This is a genomic window from Kamptonema sp. UHCC 0994, from assembly GCF_029167235.1.
Taxonomy (GTDB): domain Bacteria; phylum Cyanobacteriota; class Cyanobacteriia; order Cyanobacteriales; family Microcoleaceae; genus Kamptonema.
Window position 1 is genome coordinate 18,532 of record NZ_JARFTR010000019.1, and the last position, 19,550, is coordinate 38,081.

At 43.3% G+C, this 19,550-nt stretch carries 20 protein-coding genes; 13 read left to right on the plus strand and 7 right to left on the minus strand.

All coding sequences use genetic code 11. The features are described from left to right. The first annotated feature begins 46 nt into the window (after nt 1-46). Both PY364_RS01995 and PY364_RS02000 read left to right on the plus strand, forming a co-directional pair. The gene (locus tag PY364_RS01995; RefSeq protein WP_275520024.1) at nt 47-1,447 is read left to right on the plus strand and encodes a reverse transcriptase family protein; all 1,401 of its coding nucleotides are present in this window, start codon (nt 47-49) and stop codon (nt 1,445-1,447) included. Between the two features lie 64 nt (nt 1,448-1,511). Next, nucleotides 1,512-2,282 (plus strand): proteasome-type protease, encoded by a 771-nt coding sequence (locus PY364_RS02000; protein WP_275520026.1) that lies wholly within the window; start codon nt 1,512-1,514, stop codon nt 2,280-2,282. A gap of 95 nt (nt 2,283-2,377) precedes the next feature. On the opposite strand, the gene PY364_RS02005 is transcribed toward PY364_RS02000, so the two are convergent. Together PY364_RS02005 and PY364_RS02010 are read right to left on the minus strand one after the other, a co-directional pair. Then, nucleotides 2,378-3,067 (minus strand): hypothetical protein, encoded by a 690-nt coding sequence (locus PY364_RS02005; protein WP_275520028.1) that lies wholly within the window; start codon nt 3,065-3,067, stop codon nt 2,378-2,380. 7 nt (nt 3,068-3,074) lie between these two features. After that, the gene (locus PY364_RS02010; protein ID WP_275520030.1) at nt 3,075-3,953 is read right to left on the minus strand and encodes a TlyA family RNA methyltransferase; all 879 of its coding nucleotides are present in this window, start codon (nt 3,951-3,953) and stop codon (nt 3,075-3,077) included. Between the two features lie 343 nt (nt 3,954-4,296). Here PY364_RS02010 and PY364_RS02015 point away from each other — a divergent pair, with 343 nt between their 5' ends. Continuing rightward, nucleotides 4,297-4,497 carry a hypothetical protein gene (locus tag PY364_RS02015; protein WP_275520032.1) on the plus strand — a complete coding sequence of 67 codons (201 nt, stop codon included), beginning with the start codon at nt 4,297-4,299 and terminating at the stop codon, nt 4,495-4,497. A 206-nt stretch (nt 4,498-4,703) separates the two neighbouring features. Here the strand turns inward: PY364_RS02015 and apcB are convergent, their stop codons facing one another. Then, nucleotides 4,704-5,213 (minus strand): allophycocyanin subunit beta, encoded by a 510-nt coding sequence (apcB, locus tag PY364_RS02020; protein ID WP_275520034.1) that lies wholly within the window; start codon nt 5,211-5,213, stop codon nt 4,704-4,706. Nucleotides 5,214-5,827: 614 nt separating this feature from the next. On the opposite strand from apcB, the gene glnA reads away from it, so the two are divergent. Then, nucleotides 5,828-7,249: a type I glutamate--ammonia ligase gene (gene glnA / locus PY364_RS02025; protein ID WP_275520036.1), complete on the plus strand. Its 1,422-nt coding sequence runs from the start codon at nt 5,828-5,830 to the stop codon at nt 7,247-7,249. Nucleotides 7,250-7,366: 117 nt separating this feature from the next. Here glnA and thrB read toward each other — a convergent pair whose 3' ends face one another. The 3 genes from thrB to PY364_RS02040 form a co-directional block, all read right to left on the minus strand. Further along, the gene (gene thrB, locus PY364_RS02030; protein ID WP_275520038.1) at nt 7,367-8,329 is read right to left on the minus strand and encodes a homoserine kinase; all 963 of its coding nucleotides are present in this window, start codon (nt 8,327-8,329) and stop codon (nt 7,367-7,369) included. A gap of 413 nt (nt 8,330-8,742) precedes the next feature. Beyond that, entirely contained in the window at nt 8,743-9,309 is a 567-nt protein-coding gene (locus PY364_RS02035; protein WP_275520040.1) for a Uma2 family endonuclease, read from the minus strand. A 159-nt stretch (nt 9,310-9,468) separates the two neighbouring features. Beyond that, nucleotides 9,469-10,704 (minus strand): VWA domain-containing protein, encoded by a 1,236-nt coding sequence (locus PY364_RS02040; protein WP_275520042.1) that lies wholly within the window; start codon nt 10,702-10,704, stop codon nt 9,469-9,471. A 36-nt stretch (nt 10,705-10,740) separates the two neighbouring features. Between PY364_RS02040 and PY364_RS02045 the strand changes: the two genes are divergently transcribed. The 9 genes from PY364_RS02045 to PY364_RS02085 all read left to right on the plus strand — a co-directional run bounded on the left by PY364_RS02045 (nt 10,741) and on the right by PY364_RS02085 (nt 16,920). After that, nucleotides 10,741-10,947 carry a hypothetical protein gene (locus PY364_RS02045; protein ID WP_275520044.1) on the plus strand — a complete coding sequence of 69 codons (207 nt, stop codon included), beginning with the start codon at nt 10,741-10,743 and terminating at the stop codon, nt 10,945-10,947. 108 nt (nt 10,948-11,055) lie between these two features. Then, nucleotides 11,056-11,745 (plus strand): ATP-dependent Clp protease proteolytic subunit, encoded by a 690-nt coding sequence (locus PY364_RS02050; protein ID WP_275520059.1) that lies wholly within the window; start codon nt 11,056-11,058, stop codon nt 11,743-11,745. Nucleotides 11,746-11,780: 35 nt separating this feature from the next. Beyond that, nucleotides 11,781-12,374 carry an ATP-dependent Clp protease proteolytic subunit gene (locus tag PY364_RS02055; protein WP_275520046.1) on the plus strand — a complete coding sequence of 198 codons (594 nt, stop codon included), beginning with the start codon at nt 11,781-11,783 and terminating at the stop codon, nt 12,372-12,374. Nucleotides 12,375-12,516: 142 nt separating this feature from the next. Then, the gene (locus PY364_RS02060) at nt 12,517-13,128 is read left to right on the plus strand and encodes a J domain-containing protein (protein WP_275520048.1); all 612 of its coding nucleotides are present in this window, start codon (nt 12,517-12,519) and stop codon (nt 13,126-13,128) included. A gap of 337 nt (nt 13,129-13,465) precedes the next feature. Then, the gene (locus tag PY364_RS02065; RefSeq protein WP_275520050.1) at nt 13,466-14,128 is read left to right on the plus strand and encodes a glycerol-3-phosphate ABC transporter substrate-binding protein; all 663 of its coding nucleotides are present in this window, start codon (nt 13,466-13,468) and stop codon (nt 14,126-14,128) included. A gap of 66 nt (nt 14,129-14,194) precedes the next feature. Next, nucleotides 14,195-15,031: a hypothetical protein gene (locus PY364_RS02070; protein ID WP_275520052.1), complete on the plus strand. Its 837-nt coding sequence runs from the start codon at nt 14,195-14,197 to the stop codon at nt 15,029-15,031. Then, nucleotides 15,028-16,224 (plus strand): tetratricopeptide repeat protein, encoded by a 1,197-nt coding sequence (locus PY364_RS02075; RefSeq protein WP_275520055.1) that lies wholly within the window; start codon nt 15,028-15,030, stop codon nt 16,222-16,224. The genes PY364_RS02070 and PY364_RS02075 overlap by 4 nt, the downstream gene beginning before the upstream one ends. A 155-nt stretch (nt 16,225-16,379) precedes the next feature. After that, nucleotides 16,380-16,568 (plus strand): DUF2281 domain-containing protein, encoded by a 189-nt coding sequence (locus PY364_RS02080; RefSeq protein ID WP_275520056.1) that lies wholly within the window; start codon nt 16,380-16,382, stop codon nt 16,566-16,568. A gap of 16 nt (nt 16,569-16,584) precedes the next feature. After that, entirely contained in the window at nt 16,585-16,920 is a 336-nt protein-coding gene (locus tag PY364_RS02085) for a Fic family protein (protein ID WP_275520057.1), read from the plus strand. Nucleotides 16,921-16,930: 10 nt separating this feature from the next. Here PY364_RS02085 and PY364_RS02090 read toward each other — a convergent pair whose 3' ends face one another. Then, the gene (locus tag PY364_RS02090; protein WP_275520058.1) at nt 16,931-19,477 is read right to left on the minus strand and encodes an S-layer homology domain-containing protein; all 2,547 of its coding nucleotides are present in this window, start codon (nt 19,475-19,477) and stop codon (nt 16,931-16,933) included. Nucleotides 19,478-19,550: the final 73 nt, after the last annotated feature.

Sequence of the window (19,550 nt, forward strand, 5' to 3'; positions counted from 1 at the left end):
TCTTCCTTCTTCCTTCTTCCTTCTTCCTTCTTCCTTCTTCCTTCTTATGACAGACCAACCACGTACCCGCCAAGAACTATACGATCGCATCCGAGAAACTGGTAGAGAAGAATTCATTCTTGAAGAAATGATCCGCTATGGATTTTGGCCCGCCCAAGGCGAGATTCCGCAAGATCCCGCCGATGAAATTCGTCGCGAAGGAGAAATTAGGCGAGAACTTAATGAACTCCAGCAGCAAAGTTATCAACTCCAAAATGAAAAGACACTCCGCAAACAAGCACTTCAGCAACGGTTAGCAGAATCGCGGCGAAAGCAGCAGGAAACAAAAGAACGCCGGGAAAGAGAAAGACAACAAAAAGCGGAAAATTGGCAACAGAGAAAACAGCAAGAAATTCTCTATCTCGGTGATGGTATATCCGGCGGATTAAATAACTTTAACGCCGAAATCGAACGCTTACAAAACTATGGATTACCCATTTGCAATACCGCCGAAGAAATTGCCACCGCCATCAACATTAGCATCGGAGAATTACGCTTTCTCGCTTTTTCGCGCAAAACTTCCACAATCTCCCATTATATCCGCTTCAAAATCCCTAAGAAAACAGGCGGGAATCGCCTCATTTCTGCACCTATGCCGCGCCTGAAAAAAGTACAGCATTGGATTCTTACTAATATACTAGAAAAAATGGAACTGCACGCAGCAGCTCACGGCTTTCGTCCCTACCATTCAATTGTTACAAATGCCTTACCTCATGTTAGAGCAGAAGTTATTATCAACTTCGACCTCAAAGACTTTTTCCCATCAATTTCTTATAAGCGAGTCAAAGGACTTTTTCAATCCTTTGGCTATTCAGAAGCCGCCGCAACAATTTTCGGTTTGCTGTGTACAGAACCCGAAATTGAACAAGTAGAAATAGACGGCAAAACATACTTTGTAGCATTAACAGAACGCCACTTACCTCAAGGTTCCCCTGCAAGTCCAGCTATTACAAATCTAATGTGTCGCCGTCTCGATAGCCGCCTGACTAAAATGGCTGAAGACGTAGGATTTGTTTACACTCGCTACGCCGATGACCTAACGTTTTCCGCTTCAGGTGATAGCCTTCGCCATATTTGTAATATTCTCAAACGTACAGAATCAATTGTCACTCACGAAGGGTTTACAATTAATCAACAAAAAACTAGAATCCTGCGAAAAAATCGACAACAAGAAGTTACAGGAGTGGTCGTCAATGACCGCCCCAGTATTGCTAAAAAAGAGCTAAAACGCTTTCGTGCTACATTGTATCAAATAGAAAAAGATGGCCCCGAAGGTAAACACTGGGGTAATTCTTCTGATGTCATCGCCTCAATTCAAGGCTTTGCTAACTTTGTGGCAATGGTCGAGCCCCAAAAAGGCGCAGAGTTTCAAAAACAGGTAAAAAAAATCAAAGAAAAATTCAATTAGATGAGAGAATGGGAAGGCGGGAAACAAAATATCCCACAATGTAAAATCAAAATCTAAAATCGATATGACTTATTGCCTTGGAATTATTACCCGCTATGGAATGGTGATGGCTGCTGACTCGCGGACTAATGCAGGAGTTGATTATATCTCAACTTACCAAAAATTATTTGATTTTTCCTGTCCGGGGGAACGGGTAATCTTAGTCTGTACTTCAGGCAACCTGTCCATGACTCAAGGGGTAATTAGTGGACTGAATAAAGATATTAAAGTAGCCGCGGATATGAACCTCCATACTCTTCCTTCCTTATACGAAGTGGCCCGCTATATTGGAGGGAAAATTCGTTCTATGGTTGAAATCGACCAAGCTTGGCTAAAGAAGGACGGGATTGATGCTAAATGCAGTCTACTTTTGGGGGGACAAATTAAGGGTCAAGAACCGGAATTGTTTATGATTTACAGTCAAGGTAACTGTATTCAAGCCACTTCGGAAACTCCTTTTCTGCAAATTGGAGAGGCTAAGTATGGCAAACCTATTTTAGATCGGGCTCTCAGTTTTGAAACTCCATTAGAAGGTGCAGCTAAATGTGCTCTGCTATCCATTGATTCTACGATGAAATCGAATATTTCTGTAGGGCCGCCGATTAATTTAGTGATGTATGAAACCGATAGCTTAGTTGTTCGGAATCGGTTGTTATTGCGTCTGGGAGATCCTTATTTGGCGGAGATTCGGAAGATGTGGGAGGTCTCTCTTAGAGAAGCTTTTGAACGCATTCCTGATATTAACTGGCGGCACAATTTAGAGAAAGAGCCGTCGGAAGATATTATTATTGATTGATTTTTAATGACTAAACAACCAACAACTAACAACTAACAACCAACAACTAACAACTAACAACTAACAACTAACAACTAACAACCAACAACTAACAATTACCGTTTAGCAATTCTTAAACCTTCCCGAAAATGAGAAATTGTGGCAATTACAGCTATAGAAAAGTAAAAAATTCGCAGACACCAAAAGCAAGTTGCCATTAACCAAGAAACAATTGTTGGCGGTACTCCTGTTAATTGAACAAATTTTGAGTTAACTTTTTTTTCAAAGTTATCTAAGTCATTCATTTGAACTTGTTTAGTAGGGAGAACTGGAAACTGTGCTGTATATAAGTAGAAACCAAGAAAACCTTCATTTCCAACTCTGTTGTTTAAAAAAGAGTTGGTTAATTTTTCTGCTTGTTCTGGTGATAAAGTCTCTTCTACTCCGACAGATTGTAGCCAAATATTATATCTAACTACCGGGGTGCTCATGAAAATTAATGGTACAGAAATTATTAACAAAATAGCGCTGGTTTGACGACCTAATTTCGGATATAAAAGAACGGTAGCAACCCCAAAACCCATGCCAAGAATAGCAAATACTAAGATATTTAATAATTCGACAACTTCTATGCCTTTAAATAAATCTCCGACGATAAATATGGGATATAATAATTTGTCTGCCAATAACAGAGCTGCTACTTTGATTAAGATTACTATGCTAACAAGAGTAACTGTACAGGCAACATAGGCAAAAGCGCCTAGAATATAGAGTAAGATTAGGCCTAGTAGTTTTAATAACGGCATGGAACTATCAGGTGATTGAGTGCTTAGAGGTGGGATTGGCCAGTTCCCGTTGGGCCGTTTGGGCGATTTCTATAATCTGTTGCTTGTCAACTGGTAGTGCGATCGCACAAGTGTTAACCACAGCAGAATTATCCATCCGTAACCAGAGAAGATATTCAATATTACCAGCAGGGCCAACTAAAGGCGACCAAGTTAAGCCGCGATATTCCCATCCTAAAGCGATCGCGGCACAACAAACCTGGTAAATTGCATCCGCTTGGTCAGTCGCAGAACGCACAACACCTTTTTTCCCAATGCGCGATCGCCCTACTTCAAACTGTGGCTTCACCAGCAATACTAACTCCTTTGGCGACACTAATAGCTGCGATAGTGCAGGTAAAATTTTTGTCAGGGAAATAAACGATACGTCCGCTACGCCTAAATCTGCATAATTTCCCTCATCCTCTAGAGGTAATTCTCCGTAAAGATCCGCAGGTGTCAAATACCGCAAATTAGTGCGTTCTTTTAAAATCACCCTAGAATCGTTTCGTAACCGCCAGTCAACTTGACCATACCCAACATCTACACCATAAACCTTGATAGCACCAGCTTGCAGTAGACAGTCGGTAAAACCCCCAGTGGAAATCCCCCCGTCGAGGCAAATTCTGTCTGCTACGGGAATATTAAAAACTTCTAAAGCTTTAGCTAGTTTTTCGCCGCCTCTGGAAACATAGGGAGGGCGTTCTTTAATTTTAATGACAGCAAGAATGTCTACCTCGGTACCTGGTTTGTCAATCACTTGCTGATTAACTGTCACTTCCCCAGCCCTAATTAAACGTTGAGCTTGTTGCCTTGAGGCACACAAATCTAAGTCTACCAATAATGCGTCCAGTCTTTGTTTAGCCAAGGAATTTTATTTGATAAGTCGAAAGAATAAAGCCAGTTTTTTAGTCATTCGTATTTTACATTTAATCAAGTGAGTTTATTTAGATAGAGTTGCTAAAACTAGCCTAAAGTTTTGACAGTTTATATAAATAAATCTTTCTCAAGATAGAAGTGCTTTACCTCCGAGTTTTGCCCACTCAAACCTATTTCGAGCCTCAATCCTACCTTCAGTGATAGCGATCACTTACGTCATAGATTGCAATCACAAACCAGACTCCGTAGGATCACATAGAAGCTTTAGAATTTAGCTGATGATAGGAACATAGAACGTCAAACCCCTATAGATTTATATTTCCCCGAAAGCTATGCAAACTTTCACTAACTTTCCTCTAGAAAACCCCTGCAAAAGCCAAGAAAACCCGATCGCTATTTTCAGCGGCGATATTATTCACATTCTTTATCCTAATGGGGAAGTAGAAGTAACCACCGCCGAGCGAGTCGATCTCCGCCAAACCAAAATGCCCCTCGACAAATGTCTGGTGTGGGGCTGCTTTGAAGAGTTTTAAAGACAATAATAACGAGAAAAAAGTTCGTTTCGCCCCAAGAGCCCAAGCAAGAGAGCGATCGCTCTTTAGCTGCGGTGCCAAAGGTGCGATCGCTCTATTCCAAACTTACTTACACTGCGTAACAGCGATTTTCTTTCCCCTCAGCTACCTTCCACTCTGTTAAATAATTGGTAGGAAAGCGGAGACGCGATCGCCACCTGCATCAACTAGATATCCTTCTCACTCAACTCACGGATCATGTAATCAAAAGGTTGATCCAAGAAAGCCCCAGTTTCAATTCCCGCTGCTGCCACTTCTGCCTTGACAATATCTTTTAAGATACCAATCCCTACAACCGTCGGCCCAATTGGAACTCCCAGCGAATTGTAAGTTTCCCGCAAGCCTTGAAGCACGCGCTCGTCGAGTACGTCTGTATTGCCAGCTACAAGCGCGTAAGTAGCATAACGTAGGTAGTAGTCCATGTCCCGCAGACAAGCCGCATAGCGGCGAGTAGTGTAGGCATTTCCACCCGGACGAATCAGTTCCGGCTGTTCCGCAAAGAGCTGCGTTCCAGCTTGCTTAACAATGGCTCCAGCATTGCCATTAATCACTCTTGCCGCCTGCACTCGTGCAGTACCCGTCTCAAAATAGGATTTTAACCGCTCAATCCCATCCCGGTCTAGATACCGACCCGTCACATCGTAATTTCCAATCAGGCTGGTTACTGCATCCCGCATGAAATTTCTCTCCCAACAAGCTTTATAGAAAGTAAATTGAAAACCGCTTCTAAAAACCTACAGAAATCTGTAAATCAAACTTAGCGGTTTATGTTTTGCCTAGAGCAAGTGCTATATGCTTCCCTTTTTGCTCAGGTTGGCCTACTCTTCCCAGTTAGAGACTGCCTTGATTAGCAGAGGACTTGAAATATTTGATTTTTTGATGATTAGTTTGTGCCAAGTGTTTTTCTGTGGTTTTCACACCCAGTAAGCTTTAGCAACCCGCACTAATCAAGCGTTTCCCCAGTTTATCACAATTATTGTTGGTTTTCGTCAAATTCTGAGAAAACCTAGACAAACCTATGTATTTTGGCAACTGCCTAAAACCCCGCGCCTAAAGGCCAGGTATAAAAGGCTGTCGCAGATTTTAACCTGCTGTAATAAATATGATTTTAGGGGATCGGTTGCCTAAGTCCTAACAAAGCTATTGAATATTTACAAGAGTCCCAACTATCATACTAAGCTTTTGTATCGAAAAATACAACCTTATAACGGTTGAATGCCTATGATCGCTCAAATCGTCTGTCAAAGAATCTGCGATCGCCGAGAAATAACTAACATAAGGAGTTAAGTTAATGTTCCAGACCCCACAAGAGTTCTTAAACTACGTTAAAGAAAATAACATCCAGATCATCGACCTCAAGTTTATTGATACGCCAGGGATCTGGCAACACCTCTCCCTCTACCAAGACCAAATCGACGAAACGGCCTTCACCGACGGCGTGCCTTTTGACGGTTCTAGCATTCGCGGCTGGAAAGCGATCAATGAATCAGACATGGCGATGGTACTCGATCCCACCACTGCCTGGATCGACCCATTCATGGCAGAACCCACTCTGAGCGTTATCTGTAGCATCATCGAACCTCGGACTGGCGAACCTTACAGCCGCGACCCCCGCACCATTGCCCAAAAAGCTGTAGATTATCTAATTACTACAGGCATTGGCGATACAGCCTTCTTTGGCCCTGAAGCCGAATTCTTCATTTTTGACGATGTGCGCTTCGACCAAAACCAGCACAGCGGCTATTACTATGTAGACTCCGTAGAAGGTCGCTGGAACTCTGGTCGCGAAGAACCAGGCGGCAACTTAGGCTACAAACCCCGCTACAAAGAAGGTTACTTCCCCGTCGCACCGACGGATACCTCCCAAGATATGCGGACGGAAATGTTGCTAACGATGGCCAAATGCGGCGTACCCATCGAAAAGCACCACCACGAAGTTGCCACCGGCGGTCAGTGCGAACTCGGTTTCCGGTTTGGTACCCTGATCAAGGCTGCTGACGACCTAATGACCTATAAATATGTCATTAAGAACGTTGCTAAGAAATACGGCAAAACAGTCACCTTTATGCCGAAGCCGGTATTTAACGATAACGGCTCCGGGATGCACACCCACCAGTCCATCTGGAAAGACGGCAAACCCCTATTTTGGGGCGACGGCTACGCGAATTTGAGTCAGATGGCACTGCACTACATTGGTGGTCTGCTCAAGCACGCACCTGCTTTGCTGGCTTTGACTAACCCCAGCACTAACTCTTATAAGCGTCTAGTTCCCGGTTTTGAGGCTCCTGTGAACTTAGCTTACTCCCAAGGCAACCGCTCTGCTTCGATTCGTATTCCTCTGTCGGGAGGAAATCCCAAGGCAAAACGGTTGGAGTTCCGCTGTCCAGATGCGACGGCGAATCCTTATCTGGCCTTTGCAGCAATGCTTTGTGCAGGTATAGATGGCATCAAGAACCAAATTGACCCTGGTGACTCTTTGGATGTGGATATTTACGACCTCAGCCCTGAAGAGTTAAGCAAGATACCTTCGACTCCCGGTTCTTTGGAATTGGCGTTGGAAGCACTGGAGAAAGACCACGCTTTTATGACGGAGCCAGGGGTGTTTACGGAAGATTTTATCAATACTTGGATTTCTTACAAGTTGGATAATGAAGTCAACCCGATGCGCTTACGTCCTCATCCTTATGAGTTTGGTCTTTACTACGATTGCTAAAGAATTAAAAATTAAGAATTGAAAATTAAAAATGGTAATTATTTCATTTTTAGTTCTTAGTTTTTAGTTAATAAAGTTGCCGCTAGTTATAGCGGCATTTTTTATGGTTAATAGCTATTAGGTGGAAATTTTTGCTCCTTGAGTATCGAGGGAAAGCGATCGCACTTCTGGTGTTACTCCTTCTTGCAGCCAAGCTTGGGCCATTGCTGCGGCGACTGCGGTTGCAACATCGGCACTGGCTAAAGCTAAAAGTGTGGGGCCTGCACCGCTGATTACCATTTCGTAAGCGCCTGCTGCGATCGCCGCGAACCGCACTGTGGAATATCCTTTAATTAAAGATTGGCGGTAAGGTTGATGAATTTTATCTTGCATTGCCGATCGCAACCAGTCTGCATTCCCAGTCCCCAACCCCCGCACTAACAAACCCAGATGGGCAGCATTAAAAATCGCATCGGCTTTGCTATACTCTGTGGGCAAAACCTTACGAGCTTCAGCGGTAGATAGTTCAAAATCAGGAATAGCTACTATTGGGACAATATCTGAATGCCAAGGGATATCGCAAATTTCCCAATTGCACCCCCCCTGCCCCCCCTTGGTAAGGGGGGGTTGGGGGGGTTCTCCTTTAGTAGCAGCAAGGCGACACCCGCCGAACAAAGCGGGGACAACATTATCGGGATGGCCTTCGATCGCGATCGCCAACTGCATCACTTCTACGGGAGTCAGGGGTTCCCCAGCTAAATAATTTGCCCCGACTAACCCACCCGCGATCGCCGTTGCAGAACTTCCCAAACCCCTTGCCAGCGGTACTCCTAAACTAATCTCAATTGCCACTGAAGGGGGGGACTGACCGAGATATTCGTATAATTTCACAAAGGCCTGGTAAGCGAGATTGCTATCATCAGTTTTGACTTTTGCGGCTTCTTTACCTGTAGCAGTAATTTTAAGCGTTTCCGCTTCTTCTAATAGGGAAAAGTGGAAATGATTGTACAGAGTCAAAGCGGCCCCGATGCAGTCAAAACCAGGCCCTAGATTGGCAGTAGTAGCGGGAACAGTAACAGTGACAGTGGAAATGATAGACATTCTTGGAATATTCAATTAATCAATTAACTAGCATTGCATATAATTGGTGTCAGAAGGAAGAGGGAAGATAGGAGCGATGCCTTCGGCTGGCTACGCCTACGCAGAATAACTCAAAAATAGCTAAACTTCAAATTATCTCAAAAAGCAGCTAAATTCGGCGATTGAAATCGCATCTACACAAACGAAGTCCGCCTTCGCGGACTGTAAGAATTTAAGCCGCGTAGGCGGGTTTTGTCTGTGTAGACGCGGTTTCAACCGCCGAGATTAAAATCTTACTTTTCACTCTTCAACCTGTCATTAAGGAATATGTGAAAACTCAATATCCTCCTAAATAATGATTAAGGTATGTAGTTGCGCTTCAGCGCTCTTTCGTAGGCACAAAGAGCGCTGAAGCGCAACTACGTACCTAAAAATTAAGCAAAAATTTGAGCGCTTTTGCAAGTAAAACCAGGTAACAAAGGCGAAGTAAGTTCATCCTCACCAAACAGGGTAGCAATTAATCTTAAACTTGCTTGTTCCCGACGATAAACTTCAACTTGTTGTAACTGCCAATTAATGATCCAATATTCTTGTACTCCCCGCGTTGAATACAGCCTTAATTTCAACTCTCGATCGCGTCTTTCATTATCCGCACCGGGTGACAATACCTCTACAATTAACTCAGGTGCAGCGGTCAAATGTCCGGCTTCATCTAATAAGATAGCTAGACGTTGATTACTCGCCCAAACTACATCAGGTATCACGTTATCCGCATCAGTAAAAATAATACCAGGATTGATTGCAGTTTGCCCTAAACCTGTTTCTCGCGACCAAGAATTAAGTTCTTGATAAACATTTCCGCAAACTCTTTGATGACCCCAATGTGGTGCTCTTGTCATAAATAACTCCCCATCAATAATTTCATAGCGATTGCCGTTATCTGGCAAGAGTTCCAGATCGGCAGTAGTCCAACGTACTCGATCCGATATAGACTGGCTCATATGGAGATTCCTTGTCGATCGTGTTAATATCCTAGCCTCATTAAGTCCGCGTAGGCGGACTTTGTTTGTGTAGTAGCGATTGAAATCGCCTAGATATTGTTTTAGTAGATTAACTAAGGGATTAAAATCGCTACTACATTAACTCAGAAATTGAAATTTTTACTTTAAAATTGTTTTAGATGCAATCCGAGTTTTCTTCTTCTCACTTTCCGATAATTCCTCTCCCGACTGTAATCTAGTAGCAGAAGTTTGTAATACCGTTGCAGCACTTTTATCGCCCATTTGCAATGCAGTTTTAGCAGCAGTTTGTAACATTGTAGCAGCGCCAGCACGATCGCCTTGCTGCAATTTTGTTTCAGCTATTTGAGTTTGTCTATATTTGGCTAAGGCAAAAATATGTTGCTGTACCTGTTGGTTTGGTGCTGGCTGATAAACTCTCATAATATTAGCTTCAACTGCTATTGGATCGGAAAGTAAAGATTCACCAACTGCCGGATCGTCATAGCGGACTTGTAATTGCGCGATCGCTTGCCTACCTTCTGGCAATTGTCCAATATAAAGATTAGCCAACACTACTCGCTCGACATCCTTCATTAAATCTCCCAATCGTACTATCAAGCGATCGCCCTCTTTCTGGACTGGCAATTCTATCGTATCCGGCGCAACTTGAGCAATCGGTTTTAGTTCCGCTAACCGCACCTTTGGCAAAAGAGAAAATAGTAAATAGGCATTAGTAAGCCCAACAGATTGAAGGCGGGTAAACAAGCGGCCAAACTCGTCTATTGCTTGTTCTGGACGCTGAATATAAGCAAGAGTACCGCCCGCTGCATCGGCAATCTTTTCTAAAATATCTTGATTCCAATCATCGCCAAATCCTAGAGAATTCAGCGTCATATTGTAGTCAGCAGCTAGTTTTGCTAATTTCAAACAACGGTTATTATCGCCGTGTTCGTTTTCGCCATCAGTCAATAAAAAAGCTTGGGAAACCGTTTCAGATTTCCCTTTCCCCATTTCCTCAATTCCCAGTTTTAATCCCTCATCAATTGCTGTGCCACCAGAGGATCTTAACTTGTCAATTTGCTTTTTAATACTGGTGGGATCGTCAATAAATTGGTTGGGGACAATGACTTTGGCTTTATGGTCAAAAGCGATCACAGAAAGGCGATCCCCTGGGTTCAACCTGTCCACCAGTCTGCCCGCCGCCTGTTTCACCGTATCGAGGGGTCTGCCACCCATAGAGCCACTGTGGTCGAGGATCAGGCACAGATTTAATGGTACCCTGCGATCGATCGCAGCGGCGGTGGCAGAAATCGAAATGGATAGCTGACGTTGCGTCGAGGGCGCTGCTGCGTCGAGGTTGGTATCGTTGAGAGCAGACTGTAAACTAACTTTCATAAAGACCTCCAAAACGGAAACCCATCGCCTAAAGGCATGGCAGAAGTTTTTGCGGCTTTAGCCGCCGTCAAGTCAAGACCACAAGGCATAATTAGTTTATGGATGGATCGACAAACTCACAAATTTGAGTTTTGGAAGCAAATTCCTACCACCAACCACAAACACCAAGTAAGCACAACCTGGGCCACCAGCGAGTGTAAGCAAGGCTTTTTGGCAAAGCCATTGGGCGTTAGGTTTGCCTAACTCTCAAAAATCCTATCCCTTTTAGGGCTGGGAGTGTCAAGCGGTGTACCTTAAGGTTACGCTACTATTTCTTTAGGATAGCTCCACCAGCTCTACCGACAACTCCGTATCAACTCACCCATTAAAGCTATGCAATCGTCTTACTATGGGGATGCGAACTACCGCACGCCCCCGCCGGATTTAGAATCGCTGTTGTTGAAGGAACGGATTGTCTATCTGGGGATGCCTCTGTTTTCCTCAGATGAGATTAAGCGGAGTGTCGGCATGGATGTAACTGAGCTAATTATTGCTCAACTGCTCTATTTGCAATTTGACGACCCCGAAAAGCCGATCTATTTTTACATCAACTCCACCGGCACTTCTTGGGGAGATGAGGGCTACGCAATTGGCTTGGAAACTGAAGCTTTTGCTATTTGCGACACGATGAGTTACATCAAGCCTCCCGTCCATACAATTTGTATTGGTCAAGCTATGGGGACGGCGGCGATGATTCTGTCAGCGGGTACAAAAGGATTCCGGGCAAGCTTGCCTCACGCTACCATAGTTTTGAATCAATCCAAAACTGGTGGTAGAGGTCAAGCTACTGACATCCAAATCATGGCTCAAGAAGTCTTGTTAAACAAGAGAACTGTTGTGGAAATCTTCGCTAAAAATACTGGTCAAACTGTAGAGAAGATAGCTAAAGACATGGATCGAATGTTTTATCTGACACCGGCTGAGGCTAAAGAATACGGCTTGCTAGACCGCGTTTTAGAAAGTACCAAGGACTTGCCTAAACCTTTGGCTGCTCTTAAGTAAATTTTGTTCACCCTCACAACAACAAGTAGAGTCCTATGCCTATTGGTGTCCCTAGTGTTCCATACCGTCTCCCCGGTAGTACATATGAGCGGTGGATTGATATTTACACTCGTCTCAGTCAGGAACGAATTATCTTTCTGGGTCAGGAAGTAACTGACGGTTTGGCTAATAGAATTGTTGCGTATTTGCTATACCTAGATTCTGATGATTCTACTAAGCCGATCTTCATTTATATCAATTCGCCAGGGGGTTCTGTTACGGCTGGTATGGCTATTTTTGATACCATGCAGTACATTAAATCTGAAGTGGTTACTATGTGCGTTGGTCAAGCAGCTTCAATGGGAGCTTTCCTATTAGCCGCAGGGACTAAGGGTAAGCGGTTGGCTTTACCTCACGCACGGATTATGATCCACCAGCCTTTGGGCGGTGCGCGCGGCCAAGCGACAGACATTCAAATTGAAGCTAAGGAAATTTTGAGAGTGCGACAACAACTCAATGAAATGTTAGCTAAGCGGACGGGTCAAACTTTGGAAAAGATTCAGAAGGATACCGATCGCGATTATTTCATGTCTGCTGCGGAAGCTAAGGAATATGGTCTCATTGACCAGGTGATTGAAGAGCGTACTTAGGCTATTTGGTGTCAACTTAAGGTTAAACTTCCAGTCGGTCAGGGACTAAACTCCCTGACAGATTTTTGTTTAAGTTGATACTTATGTATTGTCTGTCATAATTTTCAGGAATTATTAAGTTGGTTGTGCTGTTTTCACTGAAATGGATATTGCAGATTATTATCGGCAGTTAGGGTTAAGATCGGGTTCGAGTCTGTCGCAAGTTAAGGCTTCTTATCGGCGATTAGCTAGGGAATTGCATCCAGATGTAAATCCTGGGAACGAGCAAGCCAAGAATAAGTTTATTGCCATTACTGAGGCTTATAAGTTCCTTTTAGAAATTGCTCCGCCTGATGTTAAGGAGGTTAAGAAACAGCCTGTTTCGACACCGAATTCGGTGGCGGCGCGACCTCAATCACAGGCAGTTAAGGTGACTCGTAAAGAGCGACCTATTCAAGATCCTGTGGCGCTGTCGGAAGCTGAACAAAAGCTGAAGCGGGATTCTTATTTACAGTTACAGCAGTTGCTTAAATATCAGAGGTTCCCGCGCGCGATCGCATTGGTAGAAGGTTTGGCGCAGCGAATACCTGACGATGTAGAGGTGCGCCAGTGGCAAGCGATCGCTTATCAGCGCTGGGGCCGTCATTTGATCGGCGAACACCAGGTTGAGAAAGCTAGAAGTTACCTGAAAAAAGCTCTGCGTACCGATCCTCACAACCGCGCTCTTTGGGCAGAAGTTGAGCGGGATTTTCGCCGCTTGGAACAGATTTATTAACTGTTCACTGTTCACTGTTAACTGTTAACTGTTAACTGTTAACTGTTAACTGTTCACTGTTCACTGTTGGCATAGTCAGGATCTCGTGGCTTTTGAGGGTCAAATGCGCGGGTAAATATTTTATCTCATTTTTGAGACAGAAACAAGCAATTTTAAATTCTATTTTACCATAGACACAGAGCGATCGCTATTTGCAATTCTTTATAATCGGTGTGCGATGGTTCATTATAAGCTTCACAATTATTTAAACTTTTATCTTTCCTCAACTATTGACATTTGGCAAAATCCAAAATATCTTCGACTGTAGATATTAATCTGCAAGGAAACCTAAACCCGTATGCTAACAGCTTACAAACCCGAAATTTTCGATGGTTTAGAGGATTTTTTCACAGTCAGAGACCAACTTGAATTAGTCAAGGACAACCTGACAGAGTTAGGCGCGGTGATCCGCAGCTACGGCTTACAAAAACAAGTTGGTATATGCTTGCTTCACAAACACTTCAACCTTTCTGCTGAAGAGCGGCTAGTTGAAGAGTTTGAGGGTAACAACTCTTACATTAAACCGACCACAGAATATAGCGATGCTATTCCCTATATGTGGAAGGTTGAACACAATCAAGTATCTGGTGAGTGGGTTTGGTTTCCGTTAGAATTTGTCCGCAATACTGAGCAGGTAGCAGCGGTAGTTGAACGCTCAGAAGCAGTTGTCAACAATCAAGAATTTCTCACCGCAATTGCAGCTAAGCTGTCTGAGTTGGGAATGACTGATATGTTTGGCATCAGCATTTTACACCGGGATGCAATTAAAATTGCTAAGGGTGAAATTCTAGTGGAAAATACAGATGATGAGGGGCGCATCTTAACGTTTTCATCTGTTCCTAGACCGGAAGTTGACCCTACAACTTTAACGCAAACTCTCTGGCAATTTCCAACAGCAGAAGGATTTGAGGTAGCAGGGCTTTGTACGCACTGTACACACTGTACGCACTGTACGCACTAACCTGTTAACGGTTAACGGTTAACGGTTAACCGTTAACCGTTATATTCCAATTTTGGATACTCAAAAATGGTTAATCTTCGCGAGGGAATTAAGATTTTTCAGTGTAGTCCAAAGGATAACAGTGAAATTCCGAGAGTGTGGCTAAGTTCTGGTACGATCGCAGCAAGGGAAATTCTGCCAGAAAGTGCTGGTTATTGCGATGGTGCTTTTGTGCCTAAAGAGCCTTGGAGAGAACCAACTGCACAGGAGTTGGCACTGCTCTGGACAGAGGAACCACCGCCGAATTATGCTGGTGTAGGAATTGTACGTTTGCCAACAGAAGTGTTAGCTTCATTTGCAGAACAAGGTATTAGTAAGATCGCAACTAAAGAAGAATTAAAGGCTTTTGGCATCCGCGACAAGTGCCAGGAAGCTCTAACTAAGATTATCGACTATTTTGCTCCCTTATGTCTCTCCAGTTGTCCGCCTGCTATTAATGGTATTGGTGGAATGCCGTCGGGATTAGCTACGTCAACAATTGATAAAAATCGCGGCTGCCATAATGGTTTGCATACTGATAATTGGGATAAATTACCGTTGAATCGCAAGTACGAAGCAACTAATCGTATTTGTGTTAATTTGGGTCTTGAAGACCGTTATTTTTTATTTATTAATCTCCCAGAAATGACTTTATTTGAGATGTTGGGAGGTGGCGAGGAGGGAATTAAACAAAATTGGATGCGATCGGCGAATGAGGAATTTATGAGGCGCTATCCAGAATATCCTGTGGTGAAGCTGAGAATAGCGCCAGGCGAGGCTTACATTGCGCCTACGGAGAATATGATTCACGATGCTACTACTGCGGATAAGAAGCATTTGGATATTAAGGTGATGATGCGCGGTTATTATAGGATTCCGGCATGAATTTGGACTATTGTGCTTTGGGAGATGCGCTGAAGTTAGAGGGAAAATTAGAGGAGGCGATCGCGCATTACCGAAAGGCGGTTGAAGTAAACCCTGATTCGCCTTTAGCTTACCACAATTTGGGGAAAGCGCTACAACAAAATGGTCAATTAGAAGAGGCGATCGCAGCTCAGCAAAAGGCGATTATTCTACAACCCAATTTTACACTTGCTTACTTTCCTTTACGGTATGTACCACTTCCCAATAATTCTAGTTTAATTGACGATCTAGTTAGTCTTTATCGCCAAGTTATTGAGATTTTACCTAACTTTCCTTTAGTTTATGTTAATTTGGCAGCAGCGCTGACGAAACAAGGGAAAATTGAGGAGGCGATCGCTACTTATAAAACTGCTGTTTACAAGCAAACTTTAGCATCTAATCCAGAACTCGCGCAAGTAAATTGTGATTTTGAGAAGTTGCGAAAACCAGATTTTATTATCATCGGTTCTCCTAGATGTGGCACTACTTCTCTTTACAGATATATAACTGCTCATCCTCAGATTTTAGCGCCTGCCGAGAAAGAAATCTGTTTTTTTTCAGAGCATTTTCATCGGGGAATGGCTTGGTATGATGCTCATTTTTTTCCAAAAATAGATACGCATAAGTTGTTGACAGGCGAGGCGACTCCTACTTATTTGAATTACCCGCTGGCGGCTCAAAGGTTGCACCAATTTTTACCGCAAGTTAAGCTAATTCTGATCCTGAGAAATCCTGTAGCCAGAGTTTTTTCTCATTATCAAATGTGGGTGAGGCGGGGAACGGAAAAGCGATCTTTTGAAGAGGCGATGAACGTTGAAATAGAAGTGCTAGCAAATGCCAATGAAATGGATTTAGAAAATGCAATGTACTGGAAGCAGTGCGAGTACATTGATAAGAGTCTTTATGTTTATAGTATCAGACGGTGGATGAGGCTTTTTCCCAAAGAGCAGTTCTTAATTTTGCGGAGTGAAGATTTTTATGCTAATCCGGCTATTGCACTTCAACAGGTTTTTGCATTTTTAGGTTTGCCAGATTATCAACTTGCTGATTACGAGAAGTATAATGCTGGGGTTTATCAGCCACCGATTGATGCTATTCATGGGCGATTGAGTGAGTTTTTTCAACCGTATAATCACAAGTTAGAAGAGGAATTGAGTATAAAATTTTACTGGTAAGTTGCGTTTTCTATAAGTTTTGTAGTAAGCTAGTAAGTAAATGGATATAATTAAACGTAAGGTGGGCGATCGCTGCAAACAGCGATATTTCTCATAGGCTAAAATGATTGTTGGCGATCGCCATCCTTACTTAGTATGCTAATCGATTGGGAAAAATGACTACTAAAGACCTACTGCTCCAAGAAATTGACCAAGTACCAGAGCATATATTAGAAGAGGTACTTGACTTTGTGCGTTCCCTAAAGGCTAAGCCACAACCAGAAATAGACCCAAAAGTATGGCAGGCATATCTAGATTCGGAACGCGAAAGAGAGGAGGTTTATCGCCGTCTTGCTAATTCCTAATTTTCTAAACAAAAGCATGGTTTTAATTATCCATGCCAGACAAATTGAAAAATTTGGTGGGAGTCAGGGTATTAGGGATGAAGGCTTGCTGGAGTCTGCTTTAGCTCAACCACAATCAACTTTCGGTGGTGAGTTGCTGCATCCAACAATTCAGGATCAAGCTGCTGCTTATTTCTACCATTTAGCGATGAATCATCCTTTTATTGATGGCAATAAACGGACTGCTTACTTTGACTGCGATCGCAAAGTAGTTGACACGCACAGAAACCGGGTTTCTCAGACAAATATTCGATTCTCTACGGAGATTCTACTCAGAAACCCGGTTTCTAATCTCATCGCGCGTAATTTCTGAAAAAACTTACTCACCTTTGCCCAACTTTGTCACTCATTTGCCAAATTTGAATAGAATTATCTTTACCTACGCTAACAAGAATTTGCCCGTCGCGACTGAAGGCGATCGCACCCATCCCTTCCATTGAGTGCATTAGTTTCCCGGTACGTAGATTCCATAGTTTGAGAGTGCGATCGCTACTGCTACTAGCCAAAGTTTGTCCGTCGGGACTAATCGCGATCGCCTCTATCCCCGCAGAATGTCCGTCTAGGGTATAAAGCGCTTGTCGCTTCCGCAAATCCCAGACTTGGATGCGAGAATTTCCAGACATCGCGTGGGCGAGAGTCCACCCATCCCGACTAATAGCGATCGCCTTAATTCCGCCTCCCGCCACCGCTGGAACCGCAAGGGTACTGCGAAGTGCCCCCGTCACCACATCCCATAGCTTGATCTCGCTAGGCCCGCCGCTGCTGGCGAAAACCCGCCCTTGAGAAGCGATCGCCATCGGGTTAAATCCATCGAGACTATACAGGAGTTTTCCAGTAGTAACATCCCACAAATTAATCCCCTTATTGTGACTGCAACTAATCGCAGTTTTGTTATCTGAACTAAAACCAACTGCATTAATCCACCCCCCTGTATGGGATAGATTTCGTCGGATTTCCCCAGTAGAAATATCCCACAAAATCGCGCTACCATCGCCACTACCGCTCATCAAAGTTTGCCCATCTGGACTAATAGCTACAGACCAAACATTACCTTCATGGCCCGATAAGGTATTTAATATTTCTCCTGTTTCCAGATTCCAAAGTTTAATTTCCTGTTTACCGCTGGCGGCTAAAGTTTTACCATCTGGGCTAATTGCGACAGAGAAAATTGGGTTTTTGCTACCAGGTAAAATGCGGACTAATTTAGGCGCGATATCAGTTTCATTGTCCTTAGTATCCGGTTTATCTTGAGGCTTAGTATCCGGTTTATCTTGAGGCTTAGTATCTGGTTTATCTTGAGGCTTAGTATCTGGTTTATCTTGAGGTTTAGTCTCTGGTTGAGCTTGAAGTTTAGTATCTGGCCGATCTTGAGGCTTATTATCAGCAGTATTTTGACCGCTAGCATAGCCATTGCTAGCTAAAAATTGGCGTAATTGTCCAAAAAATTGAGCGCGATCGCTACCTTGATAAATCTTCTCAACCAATTGCCAGCCTTCCGCTTCTTGACCGAGAACGTACTTACTAGCTAGGTAAGCTGCTAACACACCTTTTATATCTTGATTATTGCTTTGACGAGTGCTACTTTCTACCCAAAGTTCAGAGGCATTAGTGTAAACTTGTACGGGATATTGTTTAGTAACATCTAACATCTTACCTTGACGATATTGCCAGATTTGCAAAGGCAATCGAGAATCAGTATAATTAGCAAATACTTCTCTGAATCTTCCATCTTGACTTTTAAATTCTAAGATATTGTCTCGATCTAAATCCTCAAGTTCATAATTGACATTCCCCCAAGAATGTTGAGTAAGTGTATATTTCTTAGGTATTGTTTCGTAGCGATAAATATAGGAATAATTGTTGCGGATGCTATCACCGCTGCTTTTAGCGGACACCAAATCTATTAATACTTCTGGTTCCCCATCGCCATCTAAATCTCGCACTCGTAGAGATAATAAAAGCCCCTTTGATATTTCCTCTGTTGCTTTTTGATCTATGTTACCTGCAAGCGATCGCGTCGGTACGAGTACAGGTTCATCAAGCAATATTTGACCTTCCCTGCTAATTTTTATCCGCAAGTTTTTACCATCTTCACCTTGTTGCTGATAAGAAAATTCTGCCCTAACTTTACCAAATTCTGATATCTCTGTTTTAGTTGGTTGAATATCTGCGGGAACTTGGGCAATATATTGAGAAGGAACTAAAGCCGATTGACCAGATTTAGACACAGCTTGGCAAAGAAATGCAGCTACTTCTGCCCGACTTACATCTTGATTTGGTTTAAGTTGTCTGACATTGGGATAATTAACAACAAGCTGTTTTTCAGCAGCAGCCGCGATCGCATTTTTTGCCAAATCGGGAATGTCGGCCGCATCATCAAAAGTCGCCTTCAAAATGTCAGCCACCGGTTGCGTCGGGGAATACCTTAAACCGCTACTTAAAGATACCACCACTTGCCAGCGAGGAATATTAAGAGTAGGATTAAAAATACTACCATTGTAGCTAGAAATAAATCCCGTCTGATATGCTTCCATTATCGACTTGTAAGCCCAATAATCAGTAGGAAGATCCACAAAAATCATGGCATCTCGAACTGGCTTAGCATTGGGAAAAGCCCTGCGGACAATGGCAGCAAATTCGGCGCGGGAAACGGGGCGATTTGGGCGAAAAGTTCCGTCTTCGTAATAGCCACTAATAATTTTTTTCTCAGCCAAATCTTCAATACAAGCTTGGGCCCAATGGTTTTGAACATCTTTAAACCTAGCTTGAGCAAATGCAGGTGCTATCCTACTATTAAGAAGCAGCCCGTTTGCTAATATCATACCCAAGGCTAAGGCTGTTACAGTTGGCGATTTATGCGATTTAATCATACAAAAACTCCTCTACTCACACAGATATTATGACAGATTCCGTAACGCCGCCCTCTGGGCGGTACAGGAACCG

What these genes read in the sequence shown, in the direction of transcription:
- PY364_RS02085 (WP_275520057.1), top strand. Translation starts at nt 16,585, where the DNA reads ATGGTTTTAATTATCCATGCCAGACAAATTGAAAAATTTGGTGGGAGT.
- PY364_RS02045 (WP_275520044.1), top strand. Translation starts at nt 10,741, where the DNA reads ATGGCAGAAGTTTTTGCGGCTTTAGCCGCCGTCAAGTCAAGACCACAA.
- PY364_RS02015 (WP_275520032.1), top strand. Translation starts at nt 4,297, where the DNA reads ATGCAAACTTTCACTAACTTTCCTCTAGAAAACCCCTGCAAAAGCCAA.
- glnA (WP_275520036.1), top strand. Translation starts at nt 5,828, where the DNA reads ATGTTCCAGACCCCACAAGAGTTCTTAAACTACGTTAAAGAAAATAAC.
- PY364_RS02060 (WP_275520048.1), top strand. Translation starts at nt 12,517, where the DNA reads ATGGATATTGCAGATTATTATCGGCAGTTAGGGTTAAGATCGGGTTCG.
- thrB (WP_275520038.1), bottom strand. Translation starts at nt 8,329, where the DNA reads ATGTCTATCATTTCCACTGTCACTGTTACTGTTCCCGCTACTACTGCC.
- PY364_RS02065 (WP_275520050.1), top strand. Translation starts at nt 13,466, where the DNA reads ATGCTAACAGCTTACAAACCCGAAATTTTCGATGGTTTAGAGGATTTT.
- PY364_RS02000 (WP_275520026.1), top strand. Translation starts at nt 1,512, where the DNA reads ATGACTTATTGCCTTGGAATTATTACCCGCTATGGAATGGTGATGGCT.
- PY364_RS02055 (WP_275520046.1), top strand. Translation starts at nt 11,781, where the DNA reads ATGCCTATTGGTGTCCCTAGTGTTCCATACCGTCTCCCCGGTAGTACA.
- PY364_RS01995 (WP_275520024.1), top strand. Translation starts at nt 47, where the DNA reads ATGACAGACCAACCACGTACCCGCCAAGAACTATACGATCGCATCCGA.
- apcB (WP_275520034.1), bottom strand. Translation starts at nt 5,213, where the DNA reads ATGCGGGATGCAGTAACCAGCCTGATTGGAAATTACGATGTGACGGGT.
- PY364_RS02075 (WP_275520055.1), top strand. Translation starts at nt 15,028, where the DNA reads ATGAATTTGGACTATTGTGCTTTGGGAGATGCGCTGAAGTTAGAGGGA.
- PY364_RS02035 (WP_275520040.1), bottom strand. Translation starts at nt 9,309, where the DNA reads ATGAGCCAGTCTATATCGGATCGAGTACGTTGGACTACTGCCGATCTG.
- PY364_RS02080 (WP_275520056.1), top strand. Translation starts at nt 16,380, where the DNA reads ATGACTACTAAAGACCTACTGCTCCAAGAAATTGACCAAGTACCAGAG.
- PY364_RS02090 (WP_275520058.1), bottom strand. Translation starts at nt 19,477, where the DNA reads ATGATTAAATCGCATAAATCGCCAACTGTAACAGCCTTAGCCTTGGGT.
- PY364_RS02070 (WP_275520052.1), top strand. Translation starts at nt 14,195, where the DNA reads ATGGTTAATCTTCGCGAGGGAATTAAGATTTTTCAGTGTAGTCCAAAG.
- PY364_RS02005 (WP_275520028.1), bottom strand. Translation starts at nt 3,067, where the DNA reads ATGCCGTTATTAAAACTACTAGGCCTAATCTTACTCTATATTCTAGGC.
- PY364_RS02040 (WP_275520042.1), bottom strand. Translation starts at nt 10,704, where the DNA reads ATGAAAGTTAGTTTACAGTCTGCTCTCAACGATACCAACCTCGACGCA.